The organism is Gammaproteobacteria bacterium, assembly GCA_013003425.1.
Lineage (GTDB): Bacteria > Pseudomonadota > Gammaproteobacteria > Steroidobacterales > JABDKV01 > JABDJB01.
In genome coordinates this window covers 1-19,967 of sequence record JABDJB010000083.1, presented here as the reverse complement: position 1 = coordinate 19,967, position 19,967 = coordinate 1, and the positions used below count along the sequence as shown (strand labels likewise).

Here is a 19,967-nt window from a genome sequence, read left to right as displayed (position 1 = left end):
TCCCAGCCTGACCAGAAAGTAATATCCGGATGTCGCAAGGCTTCCGGCGGCAGCGCGTGCATGGTCCCCGGTGGCGAAATCTCGTGCATGTGCTCGAGGTGTTCGTGCAGCAGCGCCGTGATTTCAGGCCCGGTAAGGTCATCGCGGCGGATCTGCAAGTTTTTGATCTTACGGCCCACAGCCTGATTCTACTGCACGGGGCGGCAGCCGGGCTCCACCGCAGCTACAATTGTCACGGTAGTTGCGGAGGATCACGAATGGAACTGGGAGCGTTTTCCGTCAGCCTGGCGGTCAAGGATTTGCAGGCATCGAGAGAGTTCTACGAAAAACTGGGCTTTCGGCAGTTTGGCGGCGATGCCAGCCAGAACTGGCTTATTCTGAAGAACGGTGATCACCTCATTGGCCTGTTCCAGGGGATGTTTGAAAAAAACACGCTGACCTTTAACCCGGGCTGGGACCAGGACGCCAACAGCACCGGAAGTTTTACTGATGTTCGCGAACTTCAGCGGGAGCTGAAGCGGCAGGGCCTGGCGCTGGAAGCAGAGGCCGACGAGGGAACGACGGGTCCCGGCGCCTTCATGCTGTTTGATCCTGACGGCAACCCTGTCCTGGTCGACCAGCACGTCTGATGCTGGTTCTCAAACAAAAAGATGACATAGCGCCATTGTGTCCGCACTGTGAAAAGGAAATTGACGAGGTCTGGCTGCGTGAGCTCAAAGGCGTGTTTGGCCGTCGCTACATCTACTTTTGTTCGCAGTGTCGTAAAGCCCTGGGTGTTTCGCATCGCAAGGGCTTTATAATGGGGTGATAATGTCGGTTGCCCGATGGTTTCTGCCGTTGTTCATCACCAGCACCTTGATACTGGGTTTGCTCGCTGTCGGTGTCAGTGGTTCGCGGACCAACATCCGGTTGGTGGATGCAGGTGTCCGTGTCGAGCAGCTGGGAACACGGTTTGTGACCGGCACGTTAAAGAACTTTACTGGCCGGGCATACGCCGATCTTAGCCTCGAAGTACATGTTCTCGATCGCAGCGGCGAGATCCTCCACAGTTTTGCTGAGCACACCGGCAAGTTGCCGGCCGGCGCGACCTGGGATTTCGATGTACCGGTGATGGCTGAAAATGCCGTTCGTTACAGGGTCGATTTGCTGCGCTGCCGGCCGGATTCCGGTGGATTGGCGCTTGTCAGCCGACCCTGCGCACTTCTGCACGAAGGCGCAATCGATTAAACGGCGCGGCAGCGTATGAGCATCAGAATCGTGAGACTTGGTGCGCCACGGGCAAAAGACGAAGGTTTGCGTATCGGTACAGTGCGTCGGCCGCCGCGCGGCATTGCCAAGGCAGATTACGCCAGCAAGGATATCTACGACGTGTGGTTTCCAAACCTGGCGCCGAGCGAGGCATTGTTGAAAGAGTCTATGCCGATTGAGGATTTGCACTGGAAACGCTTCAGCCGCCGCTACCTTGCAGAGATGAAGGCGCCAAATGCCAGGCGGGATATCGAGCTGCTGGCAGCGCTCTCGCATCAGACGAATTTTTCGGTTGGCTGTTATTGCCAGGATGAGCAGCACTGTCATCGCTCCCTGCTGCGAAACCTGCTCGAGCGTGCCGGCGCCAGGCTTGCACCGTGAAAACGATCACGGCCGACTACATAGTCAGCTGGAGTGGAATTCCGATGCCGGCTACAAACGGTTTTGGGGCACTGCTGGCAGCCCGTACATTTTCGTTAAGATGGAGCAATGATGAGTTATTACGGCAGCTGCCTGTGCCAGGCAGTGAAGTTTGAAATTGACGAGTTTTTACCCGGTATTGGCCACTGCCACTGCTCGATGTGCCGCAAGTTTCATGGCGCCGAGTACGCGACAATTGCTTCGGTGGCGCCGGACAAGTTCCGCTGGCTGCAAGGCGAGGACGCCCTGCAGGACTACCACGCCGACAACGGTACAACCCGGACCTTTTGCCGCCATTGTGGCTCCAGCATTCGCTTTGCCAGCCCGCGAGCGCCGAGTGAAGTCGAGATCGCACTGGGCACGATGGACGGTGTTCTCCCGGTCCGGCCCGACGCCCATATCTTTGTTGGCTCAGCAGCCAACTGGTCCGTGCTGATGGATGATTTGCCGCACTATGATGAAGCACGCGGCAGCGAGATAAAGAAAAAGTAGAACAAAGCACTCGCTGATGATTGCTGAAAAGAAAAAGCCGCTTTTTGTCTGTGTGGAAAATTCCAATCGCAGCCAGATGGCGCAGGCCTTCGCCAACATACACGGTGGCGTACAGGTGGAGGCGTACAGTGCCGGTTCCCGGCCCTCTGGCCTGGTCAACCCGAAGGCCATCGAGGCGATGCGCGAGCTTGGATATGACCTTGCGCAACACGCATCGATTTCGCTCGACGAACTGCCGGGGGATGATTTCGATTTTGTCGCAACAATGGGATGCGGCGATGTCTGTCCACATGTAGTGGCAAAAAAGAGGGCCGACTGGCAGATTCCCGATCCGCGTGACATGAATCCTGCAGAGTTTCGCCAGGTGCGCGACCTGATTGAGCAGTATGTGCGTCAAGCCCTGCGCGAACTGGATGCGGAACTTTTAACGCACGACAATCCGATTAAAAAATGACTGCAATAACCGCCGTGGAGGCCGACATAACCACTCTGGAAGTCGACGCGATAGTCAATGCGGCCAATCGCTCGTTGCTGGGCGGTGGCGGGGTTGACGGCGCCATTCATCGGGCGGCCGGCCCACAATTGCTGCAGGAGTGCAGGAAACTTGGCGGCTGTAAAACGGGCGAGGCCAGGCTAACCCAGGGCCATCAACTTCCCGCCCGACACATTATTCATACGGTCGGGCCGGTATGGCACGGTGGCACACGCGGCGAACCGGCATTGCTGGAGTCATGCTACCGACAGTCGCTCGAGCTGGCCGTGGCTAACGATATCCATACGATTGCATTTCCGGGCATCAGTACGGGTGTTTACGGCTATCCGGCAGAGCTGGCCGCTGTCATCGCAGTTGGCTCTGTACGGCGCTACTGCGCCGATGGCAGCGGCATCAGGCAGGTGACTTTTTGCTGTTTTTCGGGCGGTGACCTGGCAATTTACCGGCAGGTGCTCGGTGCCGCTACATGACATTGAATATACTTGTCACGCCCACTCATGGCGCAGTTGAGGGATTACGATGGAGATTAAACTGAACAGTATCATGGTCGACGACCAGCAAAAGGCACTTGAGTTTTATACGGAAAAGCTCGGGTTCATCAAGAAGCAGGATATTCCCATGGGCGAGTATCGTTGGCTGTCAGTGGTTTCGCCGGCAGCACCCGATGGGACCGAACTGGTGCTGGAGCCCATTGCCTTCCCGCCGGCGCACACATTTCAGATGGAGTTGTACAAAGCCGGTATTCCGCAAACTGCACTGGCAGCGGCTGACGTACAGGCTGAATTCGAAAAGCTCCGCGATTGCGGTGTGAAGTTCACAACCGAACCGACTGACGTCGGGTCCACTATCATTGCCACTTTTGAGGATACCTGCGGCAATCTGATCCAGCTTTACCAGGGTTGACCATGCAGTCCGTTTGCGTCTTTACCGGTTCGAGCACGGGCGCCGAAAATGCTCACGCAGTAGCAGCGGCTGCACTTGGCCGCGAAATCGTCGATCGCGGGATGCGGCTTGTATACGGCGCCGGCAAAGTAGGGCTCATGGGTGTTATCGCTGATGCCGCACTGGAGGCGGGCGGCGAAGTTATCGGGGTTATTCCCGAAGCCCTGATGGAGAAGGAGCTGGCGCATCGCAGCCTGACGCAGCTGCATGTTGTGGGCTCCATGCATGAGCGCAAGGCAATGTTTTCGCAGCTTTCCAATGGTTTTGTTGCTATGCCCGGTGGCCTCGGCACGCTGGAGGAGCTGTTCGAGGTGCTGACCTGGGCGCAGCTGGGTTTTCACGCCAAGCCCGTTGCTTTGCTCAATGTCGCGGGTTATTACGATGAGCTGCTGCGGTTCATCGATAAGACGGTCGCCAACAAATTTGTGCACGCGCGGCACCGCAATATGATAATTGCAGAAACCGAACCGGCTGCTGTACTCGACGCAATGGCGGCACACCAGGCACCGACTGTCAGCAAGTGGATCGACCGGGCCGAAGAGCTTTGACGCCACTCGCCGGCGACTTCGAGTTAACAACAGAGCGGTTGAAACTGCGCTGCCTGACGCCGCAGGATGCGTCGTTCATGTTCGAACTACTCAATGAGCAACCCTTTCTTCAACAGGTCGGCGACAAGGGTGTGCGCAGCCTTGCAGATGCTCGCAAATTCATCATCGACGGGCCGGTTGCCAGCTACGAGCTTGGACATGGCCTGTTTTGTGTTGAGCGGCAATCCGACGGCGTGTCGATCGGCATTTGCGGGCTGCTCCGGCGTGACACGCTGGAATATCCCGATCTCGGTTATGCATTGCTGCAGAAGTACTGGTCAGACGGCTACGCCAGCGAGGCTGCCGCGGCGACGATCAGGTGGGCGTTCAACTCACTGGGGCTAAACAAGATTGTCGCGGTCACCGCACCTGACAACGGGCCATCGATTGCGTTGCTGCAGAAACTTGGCTTTGTGTATGAACAAACCGTAGACTTTCGCGGCGTGAGCAAGCTGTATTCTTTGCACCGGAGTGTCGCCTGAATGCCCTTTGAAACGCTGGTAGCCCGGCTTTTGACCGAGGCACTAAGCTCGATAGTCAATGCCGCCCGCATGACATCCAGACGGCGGCGTGCCGCCGTAGCGATATCCCGGGCCATTCGGGAGTTGTTGTCACAGAAGCCGGACATGCAGCTGGCCGAATCGCTGGTGACAGAGGCGCGCGAACTGCTCACGAAGCCAACATCTGACCTGCTCAAAGCAGAAAAAATGCTGCAGGATGTGCGTGCTGCTGACGAGGCGCGCGCTGCTCGCAAGGCAGCCCAGCGCCGTACCGCACGCAAGCGTGTGCGCAAGAAAACCACAAGAAAAACAAGCAGGAAAAAAACCGGCGGCAGGAAAGCAGCAAAGAAAAAATACACCCGCAAGGTAAAAAAGAAATAACAGGGGCGGCGTCAGCCGCGACTGCCTGCGACCTGTGGGAGCGGCTTCCAGCCGCGACTGCCCGCGACCTGTGGGAGCGGCTTCCAGCCGCGACGACTTGCGATGGTGTTTGGCGGCAGGCATAGAAGCCGGCATTTGTTTGCCGCTCCGGTTCGACGATTCCTGGTGGGAGCGGCTTCCAGCCGCGACGACTTGCGATGGTGTTTGGCGGCAGGCATAGAAGCCGGCATTTGTTTGCCGCTCCGGCTCCCGGGCTCGCAGTCGCTTGCAAACAAACACCGTCTTCTCTCCCGCCGCACCATTACCGGGTGCAACCTCTTGTAGCAGCGGCTTCAGCCGCGAACCGTCTAAGACGTCATGATGTTCTGATTTGCGTCGCGACTGATGGTAGAAAGGCAGGGTAAAAGGCGTCGCACCGGCCGGGCCGGTTCGACGATTCCTGGTGGGAGCGGCTTCCAGCCGCGACTGCGCGAACGTGCATTGAGGAATATTCCTGCTGTAATTATTCACCTGCTCAGCTGGAAGGTGATGCCTGTACCATAAGCATCTTTAGGGACCCGCCATGACCATCAACCTCTGGCTTGCTTACGTGGCGACCGTGTTGCTGCTGATGAGCACGCCGGGCCCCAGCCATCTGCTGATGCTGTCAAACAGCATTGGTGGCGGTTTCCCGCGATCGCTGGCTACGGCTGCCGGCGATCTCTGCGCCAACCTGCTGCAAATGATTGTCGCGGCGGCTGGCCTGGCTGGCGTTATTACCGGTTCGCGCGAACTGTTCCTTGTCGTCAAATGGGCCGGCGTTGCTTACCTGGTCTGGCTTGGTGTACGCATGTTTTTCAGGCCTGTTGCGCCAACCGGGTCGGATAGCGCGAGGCGCCCGAATCTGAAAACGCTCTACTGGCAGGGTTTCATAACTTCGGCAGCGAATCCCAAGGCGGTCGTCTTTTTTGCGGCGCTGTTCCCGCAGTTTCTTGATCCGGCAAACCCGGTTTTGCCACAGTTTGCCGCCCTCAGCGCAACATACCTGGTCATTGACGCCCTGTTTCTTCTTGGCTATGGCCGATTGGCGCAGTGGCTGTCTGGTTGGCTGCAGGCATCTGCCGGACGTGCTTTGCATCGGGGCGCCGGCATGTTGTTGGTTGTAGCGGCTATACTTCTCGGTCTGCGCAGCATCGAGCCGCAACAGGGGGGCATAAAGCCGTGAAAAAAATACTGTTAGCACTGGCGCTTGTAATCGTGGCCGCAGCAGGCTGGTTCTTCGCTTCGCCCTTGTTTATTGATGATGTAGTTGACGAGGCGCCGATAGCAGTGGCCGCTGTTCCCACCAGGGAACAGGTTCGAAAAATGCCTCCGGAGCAACGCACCGTCGTCATGAACGAGTTGATGGCCAGCTCCGCTGCAAAGCCCGATACGGTGATGGATGAACCAATGAATATGGCCATGGCCGAAACGCCATTGGTGGTTGCACTTGGCAACTTCACTGATGCCGATGCCATCCACCGCGGCTCGGGTAAGGCCAGCATGTACCGGTTGCCGGATGGCAGCCATGTTTTGCGATTCGAGGACTTTGCAGTAACCAATGGGCCGGCGCTGGTGGTGCTGATGAGTTCGGTAGCCGAAGTTTCCAGCGCCGAAGACGTCAAAGCCGGTCGCTATATCAAGCTGGGTAAGCTGAAGGGTAACAAGGGCAACCAGAATTACACGATTCCGGCCAGTATCGATCCCTCACATTATCGCAGCGTGGTGATCTGGTGTGACCTGTTCGATGTCGTATTTTCACCAGCGACCCTCAACGCTACGTGATAGTCAATGGCGCGCCGTTTCGAAACCAGGCGCGATAGCTGGCTGATGGCAATAATCTACAGCAGCGTTTTTCTGCTCCTGATGACGGCGTGGTCGGGTTTCGCCTGGCGCAACATGCACTGGTCTGCGGTGGTGTTGACAGCAATCGGGCTGGGTTGCGCTTTGCTGTTGCTGTGGGTGCGGTTTGGTACGTACTACGTCATAGCAGACCGCGTGCTCCATATTTATCATGGACCCTACCGCTGGCGCATACCGCTGGACCAGATCGAGCACGTTGCGCCAACCCGATCCTGTTTTTCATCGCCAGCGCTGTCGATGGAGCGCGTAAAAATTACTTATGGCGGCGGCAAGACGGTGATGATTTCACCCGAGCGCCAGCAGGAGTTCCTGCTGGCCGTTTCCGCGGAAACGCGGACAGGTTGATGGTCGTGCCAGGCCGCAGCGTAGCAGGCCGGATTCGTGGCGCAATGCTGGCGGAGGCAGCAGCCATGAGCGCAGCGATGACACCCGTAGCCGAGCAGCAGATCGCCGCGGATTTTCCCCGGCAGGGCAGGGATGTGCTGCTTGGCGGCATGACCCCTGAGGCGCTTGCCGCAAACATGCTGTGCGGATATCGTTATTATCTGGCCGAGAACGCTGACGGCATTGTCGGCGTGATCGGGATGCGTGGTTACAGTCACCTGTACCATCTTTTTGTCACCCGGTCGGTACAGGGCAATGGTGTCGGCCGGTTGCTGTGGCTACATGCGCGTGACGCGAGTCTGGCGGAGCTGCAGCTGCGTCAATTTACGGTTTTTTCATCGGCGGTGGCCGAAGGCTTTTATCGCCAGCTCGGTTTTTACCGAACGGGCAACCCGAAAATCAAGAACGGCGTAACCGCAATACCGATGCGGTTGGACGTGCCGGATTAAATCAGGAGATACGAATGAGCACTGAACAGACAGCCAACACGCTGGCAAAACTTTTGGCCGATAGTTACTCGATATACCTGAAGACCCACAACTATCACTGGAACGTAACAGGCCCGATGTTCACAACGTTGCACAACCTGTTCGAAATCGAATACACCGAGCTGGCGCTGGCAGTTGATGAGATTGCCGAGCGCATTCGCACGCTTGGCGCACCGGCCCCGGGCAGCTACACGGCGTTTGCCGGGCTCACCAGTATCCCCGAGGAAAACGGCAGCCCCGATGCCATAGCAATGATCAAAAACCTGGTGGCCGACCAGGCAACCATTGCCGCCACCGCCCGCTCGGTCATCGAGGTTGCAGAGGCAGCTGGCGACCAGGCGACGGTGGACCTGGCGACCCGGCGGCTGGATGTGCACGAAAAGAACGCCTGGATGTTACGCAGCCATCTCGAATAAGGGTGGCCGGCTACTTCGACGCTGAAAATCTCGAGGTGCTGGGGCAGGCCCTGGCGCGGCTGCAGCAGGGCTTTGCCGGATTGCCGGCAGCACAACCAGAAACGCTGGACGAGCGTGGTCGGGAGGCATTGCTTGCTGCCGCCGACCGGCTGACCGACAACTACCCATACTTTCACCCGCTGTACGTCGGGCAAATGCTCAAGCCACCGCACCCGGTGGCACGGCTGGCCTATGCCCTGACGATGTACATCAACCCGAATAACCACGCGCTCGACGGCGGCCGCGCCAGTTCGCAGATGGAAAAGGAAGTGGTTGCCGACATCGGCGCAATGTTTGGCTGGGAGCAGTGTCTGGGTCACCTGACCAGTGGCGGAACCATGGCCAATTTTGAAGCGTTGTGGATCGGCCGAGAGTTGCGGCCCGGAACCGCGGTAGCAGCCTCGGCGCAGTCGCACTATACGCATCCACGTCTGTCTGCGGTTCTTGGCGTACCGTTTGTCGAAATTGCGGTCGATGCGCAGGGCCGTATGGATCCGGCAGATTTGCAGCAGAAACTGGGCCGCGGTGACATAGGAACAGTTGTTGCGACCCTTGGCACGACGGCCGCCGGCGCTGTCGATCCGCTGAGCGTCATCGCTGACCTTTGCCGGCAACACGACGTTCAGCTGCACGTGGACACCGCCTACGGCGGCTATTACCGGCTGTGTGACAACCTGGGGTCGTCTGCCGCCGAAGCGTACGAGGCAATCGGCCGCGCCGATTCCATTGTTGTCGATCCGCACAAACATGGGCTGCAACCGTATGGTTGTGGCTGCGTGCTGTTTCGCGATCCCGCGGCAGGACGTTTTTACCAACACGATTCGCCGTACACTTATTTTTCTTCCGACGATCTCCATCTCGGGGAGATTTCGCTGGAATGCTCGCGGGCTGGAGCTGCGGCGGTGGCACTGTGGACTACCATGCAGGCACTGCCAGCCGTGCCAGGGGGTGAGTTTGCCCGCTCGTTGCAGACCTGCCGCGAGGCGGCGTTGCAGTTGCATGCGGGGCTGCTCGAGCGCAACTACTGCAAGCCGTTGTTTGCTCCGGAGCTCGACATCGTCGTGTGGGCGGTGCCGGCTGACACCGCAAGTGAGTCGTCCCGCCGGGCACAGGAGATATTCTCCGCGGCAGCAAATCATGATTTGCACCTGGCGGTTGCCGGGTTCCCCCGCGCTATGTGCGAAGCGGCCGGCGCGGTGCAGGAGTGGGACCAGGAATCGCTCACCTGCCTGCGAGCTTGCGTGATGAAGCCCGAACATCATGACTGGGTCGGGCAGATTCTGCAGCGACTCGACCTGGTCGCCAAACAACTGGAGCTGACATGAAACACCACTTTCCAAAGCTCATACGCCGATTGAAAGCCTACGAAGGCGGGCGCTTCGATGCCTATCAACTCGACGCCGATGGCTGCAGGATTTTTTTTGCCTCGTATCCGGCGGGCACCGAGATCGAGCAACACACTCATGAGACTGAGAATGTCGGCGTCATTACGGCGGGAGAGTTGATTCTGATCACGGCCGACGGTGAGAATCGTTACCGCACGGGCGACTGGTACCACCTCGAAGCCAATCAACCGCATGCTGCGCGTTTCGAGCAGCAGACTTCGGAAGTCGAGTTCTGGTTCGCTGATGATGACTAACCAGGGTCGTCGCCGCGTCGCGGTGGTGTTCGGTTGGCTGGCGCTGATGGCCCTGGTTGCTGGTGGCCATGCGCTGGCCATCCAGTCGGACCTTGTGTTGTTGCTCGTGCTGGTGCCGCTGTTTGGTGTCCTGGCGCTGGCATTCGGCGTCTCCTCAAGGCGATAGCCCGGTGTTTGTCAGCGCAGCGCTGGACAAAACGGTCGACCGCGTTACCCACACTTCTGAGAGCTTCAGCTTTGCCTCATTTTTTGACCTGCTGTGCGCCCGGCCCGAACAGTTCAGTGAAGTAATTGCGGCGCATCGCGCGGCGGCGCTGTTCTGGGAGCTGCCACCGCTGACCCGGGAGCGATTGTCGCAACCGTTCGAGTGCGTGCTTGCCGGCAGTACCGCGCTGGCCGGTTTGACCAATGATCCGGTTAGCTTTGCGGAATATTTTAGCGATGGCCGCGAGGTGGCCGTGTTTGAAAATCTCGGCGGTGACGCGATGCTCGTCGCCCCTGCTGCGCAACCTGCCGGTGCGCAATACCCACACCTGGCGGCATTTTGCCGCAGTGCACCTAAGCACATGTTGCAGCAATTCTGGCAGCAGCTGGCGCTTGCCGCGCTGGGGAAGGTTGCCACAACGCCGGTATGGATCAGCACCGCCGGGCTGGGTATCGGCTGGCTCCATGCGCGGCTGGACAGCCGGCCGAAGTATTATTCGCATGCGCCATATCGGCGCTGGCCGCAATAAGGGGACTGTTATGCCGGACATTAATTATTTCGCAGTTGTCGCTGCCGCGGTGTCGAGTTTCATGCTCGGCGGCTTGTGGTACTCGAAGTTGCTGTTCGAGAAGGTCTGGACCCGCGAGGCCGGTGTCGACCCGCAAAAGGGCCACGCCCCAACGGTTTTTGGCGTGAGTTTCGTGTTTTCGCTGCTGGCCGCGCTGGCTTTTGCCTGGTGGCTGGGGCCAAAACCTGAACTGCTGGATGCCGTTCACCATGGCCTGTTCATCGGTACTGCCTTTGTGGCGACCAGTTTTGGTATCAATTACCAGTTTGCCCAGAACAGCATGAAAATGTGGGCTATCGACGCCGGGTACCACATCCTTCAGTTCGGTCTGTTTGGACTTGTTCTCGGTCTGTGGCATTAGCCCCGGAACCGGACGTGCAGCGCAGGAAATTTCGCAATAGGCAAAGTTGCCCAGTCGTGATTGCTACGCCAGCTGTTAGACTTCCGGGTCACAACCAGACGCGGAGCCGCTCTTCCAGAGCCAATCGGAGTGACGCTATCAACTAACGCAGGGACGACATTTTTCAGGGACGTGCATTCAGGGAGTGAGGCATGAAGAAATATTCCCGGTCCCGGCCACATCCGTGGCACGGGCTGCCGGCATACGTTAGTGCGCCGGATATCCTAAACGCTTTTATCGAGAGCACGCCTTTCGATCTGGTGAAATACGAGATAGACAAGGACAGCGGGTATCTCCGCGTCGATCGTCCGCATCGGACATCGTCATTACCACCAACGCTGTACGGGTTTATTCCAGCCACCTACGCTGGCGACCGGGTTGCTGGCCTGATGACGGGAGCCGACCGCGGTGACGGTGATCCGCTGGATATCTGTGTGATGAGCGAGCGGCCGATTGCCCGTGCCGAAGTGTTGCTCAAGGCGCGCGTGGTCGGTGGCCTGCCGATGCTCGATCATGGTGAAGCCGACGACAAGATTATCGCTGTGCTGGAACGCGACAACATCTGGTCAGAAATAAAGGAAGTCGACGAACTGCCACGCATGCTGGTGGACCGGCTGCGGCACTACTTTTCCACCTACAAACTGCTTCCCGGAGAGCCGGCGCAGCGTGTCAAGGTGGGGGCGCCGTACGGGCGCGAGCATGCGCTTGCCGTCCTTGAGGCATCCATCGAAGACTACCAGGCAAGTTTCGGTGGAGATGTTTGATCTGTACTCACCATTGCTGCTCGTTGCGGCTGCCGGACTGGCAGTGCTGATCGCAGGATTGTTTGTGCGGCAAGCGCAGGCAGAGTGGTTGCCGCAATGGGTCAGCCTGACCGGAGGCATGCTCGCGCTGGTGGCTGTCCTGGTGGGCGTGATCAGCCACATTACTCTCGGTCACGGCCCTGAATCGGGCGAAACACTGACAGTGCTGCGATTTCTCGCTATCCATCCGGCGCCATTCATTATCGCTGCATTGGCCAGTGTCGGGATCGCGCTGATGGCGCGCGGCTGATTCTGGCTGCTGTATCCGGCAGCAGATTGCTGCGTAGCAGCACGGGCAATCAAGGCTTGTCTTTGGGTTTTTGTCGCGCCCGTGGTAATTTTTTTCCGGGAGGTCGAGATGAGCGCCGCGTATTTCGTCGTCCTGGAGGAGCCTGATCCGGGATTTAATACCTTCGTGAACGGAAAGGCTCTTGCCAAGGCGGCAACCAATGTCAACCGCATCGCCAGGATGCTGGGGCTGAAAACACTGGAAGACTTTGTAAGCGCAGACCTTACAGAGTACTTTGACGACGAAGAAGATGACTTTCATGGCACAGTCGCCGATGCCCACGTCGTGTGGTTCGATCCGTCCGAAGGACTGGACTGGGCCACAAAGGTAGCCGAATATATACGCGAGAATCCGGGCGACGTGCATGATGCAAATCATGTCTGCGAAGAACTGGACGAGTACCAGGAGCTATTCAGTAACGCCCTCAAGGCAGGAATACGCTGGCATATGGAAGTCGATTTCTAGACTGATCCGGAGACAAAGATGGCCAGAATGAATTTTTCGCAGCGTATCGGACGACCGACGAATGAGGTATTCCGCCTGTTCACCGAACTGGAACAGATGCCGCAGCATATTGACGGCATCACGAGTCTGGAGAAGCTCACTGTGGGACCGGTTGGCATCGGTACGCGGTTCAGCGAAACACGCGAAATATTTGGCAAGAGTGCCACCGAGGAAATGGAGTTTACTGACTTCCGTGAGAATAAAAGCTATACGGTGGAATGTGATTCACACGGCACCCGCTACCGCAGCATCTACCAGTTCGAGCCGGTCGCCGACGGCACTGAAGTAAATGTGCAGTTTGAAGCGAAGCCTGTATCCCTGAAAGCAAAGCTTTTCGCGCCGCTTGGCTGGCTGATGATGGGCACGACGAAGAAAATCTTCCAGAGAGACGTAGAAGATCTCAAGAAAGTCGCCGAGGGTCAGTAAAGCCTGTTATTGTGCCCTGCTGTTGGGGAATGGCGCCGAAGCGCCAGTGCTGGAATTGAAGCAAAGAAATAGAAAATCATGGCAGTCAGTCCGGCTGCTCTTCCTGGTCTTTATGTTAAGCGTATTGACCGGCTGTGATAGCGCGACAAAGACCCGCACACTCGGGGTAAACGTTCGTGGTTCGGTGTCCGTGATCCCAACCGAATTCAGTGGGTACTTTGTTTACGAAGACACCGATGGCACACAGGTACAGCGCAACATTCGCGGACGAGGCAACTTTAGTGAGGTGGTGCAGGGGCGCCGTATCACGCTGGTTTCAGTCCGGCGCATATCGACACAGGGAATGATCGGGCTGGTGGTGACATCGGACGGCGACATCATTCACGATACCGGCATGTTGCAGACCAGTGAGCTGATCGTCTACGAAGATTCCTGATTGATGTATACACCGCGGACGTTCCGGATAGACGATCGCGAGCGCCTGGTCGGGTTTATGCGGCACTACAGTTTTTGCACGCTGATCACAGTGGGTGAGGCTGAACCCGTCATCAGCCATGTCCCCGTACTTGTCGATGTCGACGGCAGTGATATCACCCTTAGCGGGCACGTGGCCCGCGCCAACCCGCATGGCGCCGCCCTGGCGGGCGGTTCAACAATCGCGATTTTCCACGGCCCGCACAGCTACATTTCACCGCAGTGGTACACCGATACCCGCGAGGTGCCAACCTGGAACTACACAGCAGTGCATGCAGCCGGCACGGCGGAAGTCGTTACCGACAACGCACAGGTCAGCGAGCTGGTGGATCGAATGGCGGACTTCTACGAATCGCAGTATGGCGCTGCCTGGGACCGGCAGCTGCCTGATGACTACCGCACTGTTCAATTACAACACATCGTTTGTTTCCGGCTACCGGTTACGAACCTGACCGGAAAATTCAAACTCGGACAGAACCGGTCGGACGCCGACCAGGAGCGCATGCTGGCAGGCCTGGAGTCAGGCAGTCATCCAGACAGCCGTGGTCTTGCCGGGTTCATTCGCCGGCTGCGCCGGCACGATTGAGTGGCAAAGTAACCGTAAAAACCACGCCAGCGTCGGCCGGCAGGTTGCGGCAGCTGATGGACCCTTCGTGCGACTCGGCAATGAGTCGCGCAATGTGCAGACCAAAGCCGAGGTGCGGCTCAGCTCCCTTGCTCTGGCGCAGCGAAACCATGGAATCAAATATCTGCGACTGCATGGTTTGCGGCAGTGATGGCCCCTCGTTGGCCACGCTCAGTTGTGCAGCGCGTTCCTCCAACAGAACCGACATTTCGATGCGCCCGTTGTCAGGACTGAAGTCGACCGCATTGTCGACCAGCTTGTCGAGCATTTGAGCAATGAGTTCCGGCACGCCCGCTATCATGGCCTGCTGCGACGGCAGCTCGAGAACGAAGCGACGATCGGTGTGGACATCACGGTAACCATTAAAGCAGCCTTCGACCAGCGCACGCAGATCAAACAGCTCGATGTCGGCGCTGGCTATAGCCTGCTCTACGCGACTTGCCTCGCTCATTGCAGTGAGAATACTACGCAGGCGTTGCGAGCCTTCGCGGGCCCGTTCGGCGTAAACACGTGTGTTTTCGGGTAACCCGGTTGCCTCCATGTTATCAAGCGATGACTGGACCACGGCCAGCGGTGTTCGTAATTCATGCGACAGCTTGCTGGCCAGCGTCCGCAGGTAGTCAGTGTGCTCGCCGAGCCGGCCGAGCAGACCGGCAAAGTTGCGTGACAGGTCGCCCAGCTCATCCGCCGCAGCAGTGCCCGGCAGTTCGCTGCTGATAATGCCGTCCGGAGTCACCGCGCGTTCCGCGGCACGGCTCAGTCGCTGGATGCGAATTGACAGGTATGTCGCAAATCCCAGCAGTCCTGCAGCGGCTATCAGCGTCGCGAATAATGTCAGCAGCAGCAGCCGGGTCAGGGCGCGGTCCGTGAGGGTAAGAATGGCGTCGCTGGTCTGCTCGAGCACAACGGCGCCACGCAATCGTCCATCAACGGCAATGGGGTGCGCTGCAACCACAATGGCAGTGCGTTGATCGACGGCGCTGTACCAGCGTGCATCGGCCTGTCCATTCAGTGCACTGGTAATCTCGGTGGAGCGCAGCTGCCCCTGGCGCGCTTCGCGTAGCGGATCCGGTTCGCGCCCCGGGCTGATAATTTTCCGCAGCAGTTTTTCCAGCAAGGGATACGCGCGCGCGCCGGTTAAACTTCGCGTGTCGCCAACCGCGGCAATTACCCATCCGGCCGGGTCGGTAACCACGATGCGCCGGTTGCCAAAACCGAAGTCCTGTAACGCGTCTTCGAGCGACTGCAACCGGTGCATAAACATTCCCGGCCGGATGCCGCGGTAGGATGATGCACGTCGTGTTGCGCCATCCGGGTCGGCATCAACGATGGTCAGACCGAGTCGTGCGCCAATCAACCTGTCGCGCAGGCGTATCTCCACCTGGTAGCCGTTGCTGTTTTCTTCCCAGACGGCCTGCGCCTGTGGTTCGTTTACCCACCGGGTGTCCTGCCGTCGGCGCACGCCGCCGCGGCCACGTGCGGCAGTTGCGACCAGCAGCTGCTTGCTCTGACCGGCGGAATCCTCGTAGTCGATCAGCACGTGGTCACCGCGCCCGCCATCCGGTGATTCGTAGACTACGTGGTTATCGCTTACTTCGACGTACAGCCAGGCATTGCTCTGGTCCAGCCCGGCTGCATAACGTAATGAAATCGGTTCGTCGATTACGTGAAAGTCATCTGCAGCCAGATCCCAGTCAGCAACAAAGCCGTCGAGCGTCACGAAGGACGGCAGTTTTACCGCATAGATACCGCTTGTAGCCGTGTCATCGCCGGCGACCAGCTGGACCGGGTCACGCACCAGCAGGTTTGGGCGCGCTGCCAGCATTGCTGCGATTGCGCCGGCACCGTCGGCCAGGGAATCCTGCTGGCTCTGGCGCAGGGCAGATTCGAATTCACGTACGTACTGGCAGCCGGCCCATGGCAGTGCCAGGGTCAACAGAGAAACGAGCAGCAGTTGTGTGCGTAGTCGCACTGCGTATCAGGCTTCCTCGCCCTTCCAGCGGTAGCCCATTCCGTACACGGTTTCGATGGCGTCGAAGTTGTCATCGATGTCCCTGAACTTGCGCCGCAGGCGTTTGACATGCGAAGTGATGGTGTTGTCGTCCAGCACGACGTTGGCGGCATCCATGAGTTGCTGGCGGCTTTTTACATGACCGGGGTAGCGCGCCAGAGCATGAACGAGCCAGAACTCAGTGACGGTAAGCGCGACCGGGTGGTCATCCCAGGTGACAGTCATCCGGTCGCTGTCCAGGGCCAGCCGACCACGGCTGATCACTTCCTCATCGGCGACCGTACGGCGCAGCGCTTCGGAGCGGCGAAACAGCGCGGCAACACGCGCCATCAGGTGAGGAATGCTGATGTCTTTGGTCAGGTAATCATCCGCACCAAGTCGCAGCCCGGAAATGGCGTCCAGTTCACTATCACGGGCGGTGAGAAAGATTATAGGCAGATCGGGCGCTTGCGCGCGCAGGTCACGGCAGAGGTCAAAGCCGCCCTCGATTTCATCGCCCAGGTTGATATCGATCACGACGCAGTCAGGCAATGACTGCCGAAAAGCCGACAGCGCCGTACCGCGGTCAGCAAAACTGCGCACGTCGTAGCCGTTGCGGCGAAACGCATCTTCGTAGTTGTGACGGATTGCAGGCTCGTCTTCGACGATAGCGATCTGTCTGGACATTTCTCTTTCCTCTCAAATGGCAGCCGGCAAGTGCGGCTTGTGCCGTAGTCTCGCCGGCTGCTTTTGTACCACAGTGCCGGCTGCGTCAGTGTCACAATCTGCCATTTTCGATCCGCATATTGCCACTGACCGTGCCACGAGCAGCCCTATTCAGGGCGCTAAATACCTCCCATCAACAATTCATGGGGAGTAACGGCATGTACAGGCGTCCGCGCATCAGCGAAACATTCAGGCCCGGGCAGGGCCGTCCTGTCACCAGAAGCATGCTGCGCCGCTCGCGTGGCCAGGCCATGAGCCGTTTCCTCACCATGCTGATGTTGCTGGCTGCAGCGGCCACGCTGGCCGCGCAGGCGGTGAGTGCTGCAGAGAGTGAGATCAGCGCTGGCACGCTTTTGTTCCGTTCGGATGGCGTCAACATCGAGGCGCCGCGCCTGGAAACGGATGTCGATATCAGCGTCAATGGCATGATCGCGCGCGTCAACGTGCACCAGAGCTTTCGCAACGACGGGGTTGATTTTGTCGAAGGCGTCTATGTTTTTCCGTTGCCGGATGACGCCGCTGTCGACACGTTGCAGCTACGCATTGGAGAGCGGGTTATCGTTGGCGAAATCCGCGAAAAAGCGGAAGCGCGCAAGACCTATGAGCGGGCAAAAGAATCAGGTCAGCGCGCCAGCCTGGTCGAGCAGGACAGACCGAATCTTTTTACCACGACTGTAGCCAACATCGGCCCGGGTGAAACTGTCGAAGTCCGGATCGGGTACCTGCAGACTTTGCGTTACGTACAGGGCGCGTTCAGCCTGCGTTTTCCCATGACGGTCACGCCGCGCTACACACCGGAACAGCCGGAGCCCCTTCTCGCTGCTGTCGGTGCAGCGCCGCATGCATGCTGCGTGCCCTTCGTATCGCATTCGGGTCCCGCCGTCTTTCACCCGCCCGGGCAGGGCAACAGCGCCAGCATCAGCGTAACCATCGATGCCGGGTTTCAGTTGGCCCGGCTGGAAAGCCTGTACCACGACTTCAATACCCGGCAGTCGGGAACGACTTACATACTGACGCCTGACAAGGACCGCGTCGCCATGAACCGCGACCTGGAGCTGGTGTGGCAGCCGGCGCTGGGCGCCGATCCACAGGTGGCTGTGTTTACCGAGACCTGGAAGGGTGAGGATTTTGCGTTGATCATGATGATGCCGCCGGCAGAGGATGCCGTTGTCGCATCCATGCCGCGGGAGATCATCTATGTCATCGACACCTCGGGCTCGATGGGCGGCAGCTCGATTCGCCAGGCCCGGGCTGCGCTCGAGTACGCTATCGACCGGCTCGCGCCGCAAGACCGATTCAACGTAGTGCGTTTTTCCGGCAGCGCCCGTCAGTTGTATCGCTATGCCGTGCCTGCAGACCCGTCACACAAGCAGCACGCAATCGGCTTCGTACGCAGCCTTGATGCCGACGGCGGCACCAACATCGACAAGGCGCTGAAACTGGCGCTGGACGAACAGGCAGATATCACCGCGACGGCCGATGGCTATCTGCGTCAGGTTGTCTTTATTACTGATGGCAGCGTCAGTAATGAACAGATGTTGTTTGGCGGGATCAGCAGGGAACTGGGTAATACGCGCCTGTTCACGGTTGGCATAGGCTCAGCACCCAATGACTGGTTCATGCGTAAAGCAGCCGAGTTCGGTCGCGGAACATTCACTCAAATTGGCGCGGACCACATGATCGAGGAGCGCATGGACATGCTGCTGGCGCGACTGGAACGGCCGGTGCTGTATGACATCAAAATCGAGGCGCCCGCCGGCAGCGAGGTATGGCCGCAGCGGATACGCGACCTGTATGCCGGTGAGCCGGTCATGGTGCGGGCAAAGCTCAGTTCTTTGCAGGGTGAATTCACCGTGCGCGGCAAGCAGCAGCATGTGCCCTGGCAAAGAAAATTGTCGCTCGGCAGCAAAGACGATGCTGCCGGCGTTGCGGCTTTGTGGGGTCGTGGCCGGATCGAAGCGCTGATGGATAGCGTCGTTACCGGCGCCGATCCCGACCAGGTGCGCGCCGGCGTAGTGCAGCTTGCTCTCAAGTATCACCTGGTCAGTCGTTACACCAGCCTGGTCGCTGTCGACCGGACTCCGGTACGCGCACCGGGAACGCTGATGAACCGTGCCGTTGTGCCTGCCAATGCGCCGGCCGGCTCGACGATGACCGGCTATCCGGCTGGGGCCACACCCGCAGCCCTGTTTGCCCTGCTGGGCCTGTTTTCGCTGCTACTGTCCGGCGCCGGGTTGCTGGCGGGCCGCCGGCAGTGAGGCGGTACCTGGTAATGGCACTGGCAATCGCAGGAATGGCGCAGCTAGCCGCCGCAGCTTACATACCAGCCAAGGCCGCGCTGGCCCAGGAGCTGCTGGAACGCGCCTGGCGTGACACTGGCAGGTCGCGCGAGACGGTAAAACCGTGGCCATGGGCCGATATCTGGCCGGTTGCGCGGCTGCAGTCGTTCAAGCATGACGTCGATCTCATTGTGTTGTCTGGCATGAGCGGCGCGACCATGGCGTTCGGGCCGGGACACATGAATGCCAGTGCGCTGCCCGGCAACGAGGGCAACAGCATTATTGGTGCGCACCGCGATACGCATTTCGAATTCCTGCAGAAACTTACGATTGGCGACCGGCTGTTGGTAGAGCGTAACGACGGCAGTGAGCACTGGTTTCGGGTTGCCTACATCGAGGTTGCCGACAGCACGGCCGGGCAGTTGCCGCTGAATCTCGGTGGCAGCTGGATGACGCTGGTGACCTGTTACCCTTTCGGTGCTGTGAACCCGGGCGGCCCGTTGCGTTACGTGGTTACCGCGGAAAAGCTGCCGCGCGCCCGCAGCGTCTCGCATCACGCGCCCTGATCACCAGCCGCAACCACTTGCAACCATCTCTCGTGGGAACGGCTTCCAGCCGCGACCGATGTCTCGTGGGAACGGCTTCCAGCCGCGACTACTAGCGACGATGTCTCGTGGGAGCGGCTTCCAGCCGCGACGATGTCTCGTGGGAGCGGCTTCCAGCCGCGACGATGTCTCGTGGGAGCGGCTTCCAGCCGCGACGATGTCT

31 protein-coding genes and 1 pseudogene are annotated in these 19,967 nt (G+C 59.0%); 29 read left to right on the top strand and 3 right to left on the bottom strand.

Annotated features, from left to right (window positions below):
* On the bottom strand, positions 1–158 hold a 158-nt coding region (locus HKN06_11920; GenBank protein ID NNF62019.1), incomplete at its 3' end, for a GNAT family N-acetyltransferase.
* Positions 159–257: 99 nt separating this feature from the next.
* Between HKN06_11920 and HKN06_11915 the strand changes: the two genes are divergently transcribed.
* The 27 genes and pseudogenes from HKN06_11915 to HKN06_11785 all read left to right on the top strand — a co-directional run bounded on the left by HKN06_11915 (position 258) and on the right by HKN06_11785 (position 14,165).
* Complete coding sequence (locus HKN06_11915; protein NNF62018.1) at positions 258–629, top strand: VOC family protein; 372 nt, start codon at positions 258–260, stop codon at positions 627–629.
* Positions 629–808 (top strand): hypothetical protein, encoded by a 180-nt coding sequence (locus HKN06_11910; GenBank protein ID NNF62017.1) that lies wholly within the window; start codon positions 629–631, stop codon positions 806–808. The genes HKN06_11915 and HKN06_11910 overlap by 1 nt, the downstream gene beginning before the upstream one ends.
* Positions 809–810: 2 nt before the next feature.
* The gene (locus HKN06_11905) at positions 811–1,227 is read left to right on the top strand and encodes a hypothetical protein (GenBank protein ID NNF62016.1); all 417 of its coding nucleotides are present in this window, start codon (positions 811–813) and stop codon (positions 1,225–1,227) included.
* A gap of 15 nt (positions 1,228–1,242) precedes the next feature.
* Positions 1,243–1,629, top strand: coding sequence for a DUF488 family protein (locus HKN06_11900; GenBank protein NNF62015.1), 387 nt, complete (start codon positions 1,243–1,245; stop codon positions 1,627–1,629).
* 108 nt (positions 1,630–1,737) lie between these two features.
* Positions 1,738–2,160 carry a GFA family protein gene (locus HKN06_11895; protein ID NNF62014.1) on the top strand — a complete coding sequence of 141 codons (423 nt, stop codon included), beginning with the start codon at positions 1,738–1,740 and terminating at the stop codon, positions 2,158–2,160.
* Between the two features lie 16 nt (positions 2,161–2,176).
* Positions 2,177–2,614, top strand: coding sequence for an arsenate reductase ArsC (locus HKN06_11890; protein ID NNF62013.1), 438 nt, complete (start codon positions 2,177–2,179; stop codon positions 2,612–2,614).
* Positions 2,611–3,123 carry an O-acetyl-ADP-ribose deacetylase gene (locus HKN06_11885; protein NNF62012.1) on the top strand — a complete coding sequence of 171 codons (513 nt, stop codon included), beginning with the start codon at positions 2,611–2,613 and terminating at the stop codon, positions 3,121–3,123. Before HKN06_11890 ends, HKN06_11885 begins: the two co-directional genes overlap by 4 nt.
* A gap of 49 nt (positions 3,124–3,172) precedes the next feature.
* A complete protein-coding gene (locus tag HKN06_11880; protein NNF62011.1) occupies positions 3,173–3,556 on the top strand; it encodes a VOC family protein in 384 nt (127 codons plus the stop codon).
* On the top strand, positions 3,553–4,143 hold the full coding sequence (locus HKN06_11875) for a TIGR00730 family Rossman fold protein (GenBank protein NNF62010.1): 591 nt from the start codon (positions 3,553–3,555) through the stop codon (positions 4,141–4,143). The genes HKN06_11880 and HKN06_11875 overlap by 4 nt, the downstream gene beginning before the upstream one ends.
* Before the next feature lie 77 nt (positions 4,144–4,220).
* The gene (locus HKN06_11870) at positions 4,221–4,664 is read left to right on the top strand and encodes a GNAT family N-acetyltransferase (protein NNF62009.1); all 444 of its coding nucleotides are present in this window, start codon (positions 4,221–4,223) and stop codon (positions 4,662–4,664) included.
* A pseudogene (locus HKN06_11865) lies at positions 4,665–4,859 on the top strand (hypothetical protein).
* 766 nt (positions 4,860–5,625) lie between these two features.
* Positions 5,626–6,267, top strand: a complete 642-nt coding sequence (locus HKN06_11860; protein NNF62008.1) for a LysE family translocator — start codon at positions 5,626–5,628, stop codon at positions 6,265–6,267.
* Positions 6,264–6,866, top strand: a complete 603-nt coding sequence (locus tag HKN06_11855) for a DM13 domain-containing protein (protein NNF62007.1) — start codon at positions 6,264–6,266, stop codon at positions 6,864–6,866. The genes HKN06_11860 and HKN06_11855 overlap by 4 nt, the downstream gene beginning before the upstream one ends.
* Positions 6,867–6,872: 6 nt before the next feature.
* Complete coding sequence (locus HKN06_11850; protein ID NNF62006.1) at positions 6,873–7,289, top strand: PH domain-containing protein; 417 nt, start codon at positions 6,873–6,875, stop codon at positions 7,287–7,289.
* Positions 7,289–7,777 carry a GNAT family N-acetyltransferase gene (locus tag HKN06_11845; GenBank protein ID NNF62005.1) on the top strand — a complete coding sequence of 163 codons (489 nt, stop codon included), beginning with the start codon at positions 7,289–7,291 and terminating at the stop codon, positions 7,775–7,777. Before HKN06_11850 ends, HKN06_11845 begins: the two co-directional genes overlap by 1 nt.
* A gap of 14 nt (positions 7,778–7,791) precedes the next feature.
* On the top strand, positions 7,792–8,232 hold the full coding sequence (locus tag HKN06_11840; GenBank protein NNF62004.1) for a DNA starvation/stationary phase protection protein: 441 nt from the start codon (positions 7,792–7,794) through the stop codon (positions 8,230–8,232).
* Positions 8,233–8,234: 2 nt separating this feature from the next.
* Positions 8,235–9,596: an aspartate aminotransferase family protein gene (locus tag HKN06_11835; protein ID NNF62003.1), complete on the top strand. Its 1,362-nt coding sequence runs from the start codon at positions 8,235–8,237 to the stop codon at positions 9,594–9,596.
* Positions 9,593–9,910: a cupin domain-containing protein gene (locus tag HKN06_11830; GenBank protein ID NNF62002.1), complete on the top strand. Its 318-nt coding sequence runs from the start codon at positions 9,593–9,595 to the stop codon at positions 9,908–9,910. Before HKN06_11835 ends, HKN06_11830 begins: the two co-directional genes overlap by 4 nt.
* On the top strand, positions 9,900–10,076 hold the full coding sequence (locus HKN06_11825) for a hypothetical protein (GenBank protein ID NNF62001.1): 177 nt from the start codon (positions 9,900–9,902) through the stop codon (positions 10,074–10,076). Before HKN06_11830 ends, HKN06_11825 begins: the two co-directional genes overlap by 11 nt.
* Before the next feature lie 4 nt (positions 10,077–10,080).
* The gene (locus tag HKN06_11820) at positions 10,081–10,644 is read left to right on the top strand and encodes a hypothetical protein (GenBank protein ID NNF62000.1); all 564 of its coding nucleotides are present in this window, start codon (positions 10,081–10,083) and stop codon (positions 10,642–10,644) included.
* 10 nt (positions 10,645–10,654) lie between these two features.
* Positions 10,655–11,044 (top strand): DUF1761 domain-containing protein, encoded by a 390-nt coding sequence (locus HKN06_11815; protein ID NNF61999.1) that lies wholly within the window; start codon positions 10,655–10,657, stop codon positions 11,042–11,044.
* 191 nt (positions 11,045–11,235) lie between these two features.
* Positions 11,236–11,847, top strand: coding sequence for an inorganic pyrophosphatase (locus HKN06_11810; protein ID NNF61998.1), 612 nt, complete (start codon positions 11,236–11,238; stop codon positions 11,845–11,847).
* Complete coding sequence (locus HKN06_11805; GenBank protein NNF61997.1) at positions 11,840–12,136, top strand: hypothetical protein; 297 nt, start codon at positions 11,840–11,842, stop codon at positions 12,134–12,136. The genes HKN06_11810 and HKN06_11805 overlap by 8 nt, the downstream gene beginning before the upstream one ends.
* Before the next feature lie 108 nt (positions 12,137–12,244).
* The gene (locus tag HKN06_11800; GenBank protein NNF61996.1) at positions 12,245–12,640 is read left to right on the top strand and encodes a hypothetical protein; all 396 of its coding nucleotides are present in this window, start codon (positions 12,245–12,247) and stop codon (positions 12,638–12,640) included.
* A gap of 18 nt (positions 12,641–12,658) precedes the next feature.
* Positions 12,659–13,105, top strand: a complete 447-nt coding sequence (locus HKN06_11795; GenBank protein NNF61995.1) for a hypothetical protein — start codon at positions 12,659–12,661, stop codon at positions 13,103–13,105.
* Positions 13,106–13,229: 124 nt separating this feature from the next.
* Entirely contained in the window at positions 13,230–13,541 is a 312-nt protein-coding gene (locus HKN06_11790; protein NNF61994.1) for a hypothetical protein, read from the top strand.
* A 3-nt stretch (positions 13,542–13,544) separates the two neighbouring features.
* Complete coding sequence (locus HKN06_11785) at positions 13,545–14,165, top strand: FMN-binding negative transcriptional regulator (protein ID NNF61993.1); 621 nt, start codon at positions 13,545–13,547, stop codon at positions 14,163–14,165.
* Here the strand turns inward: HKN06_11785 and HKN06_11780 are convergent.
* Positions 14,137–16,176, bottom strand: coding sequence for a hypothetical protein (locus HKN06_11780; protein ID NNF61992.1), 2,040 nt, complete (start codon positions 16,174–16,176; stop codon positions 14,137–14,139). The genes HKN06_11785 and HKN06_11780 overlap by 29 nt on opposite strands.
* 6 nt (positions 16,177–16,182) lie before the next feature.
* Positions 16,183–16,881: a proteobacterial dedicated sortase system response regulator gene (gene pdsR, locus HKN06_11775; protein ID NNF61991.1), complete on the bottom strand. Its 699-nt coding sequence runs from the start codon at positions 16,879–16,881 to the stop codon at positions 16,183–16,185.
* A gap of 197 nt (positions 16,882–17,078) precedes the next feature.
* Between pdsR and HKN06_11770 the strand changes: the two genes are divergently transcribed.
* Together HKN06_11770 and HKN06_11765 are read left to right on the top strand one after the other, a co-directional pair.
* A complete protein-coding gene (locus tag HKN06_11770) occupies positions 17,079–19,178 on the top strand; it encodes a marine proteobacterial sortase target protein (protein ID NNF61990.1) in 2,100 nt (699 codons plus the stop codon).
* 14 nt (positions 19,179–19,192) lie between these two features.
* On the top strand, positions 19,193–19,765 hold the full coding sequence (locus tag HKN06_11765; protein ID NNF61989.1) for a class GN sortase: 573 nt from the start codon (positions 19,193–19,195) through the stop codon (positions 19,763–19,765).
* The last annotated feature ends 202 nt before the right edge of the window (positions 19,766–19,967 follow it).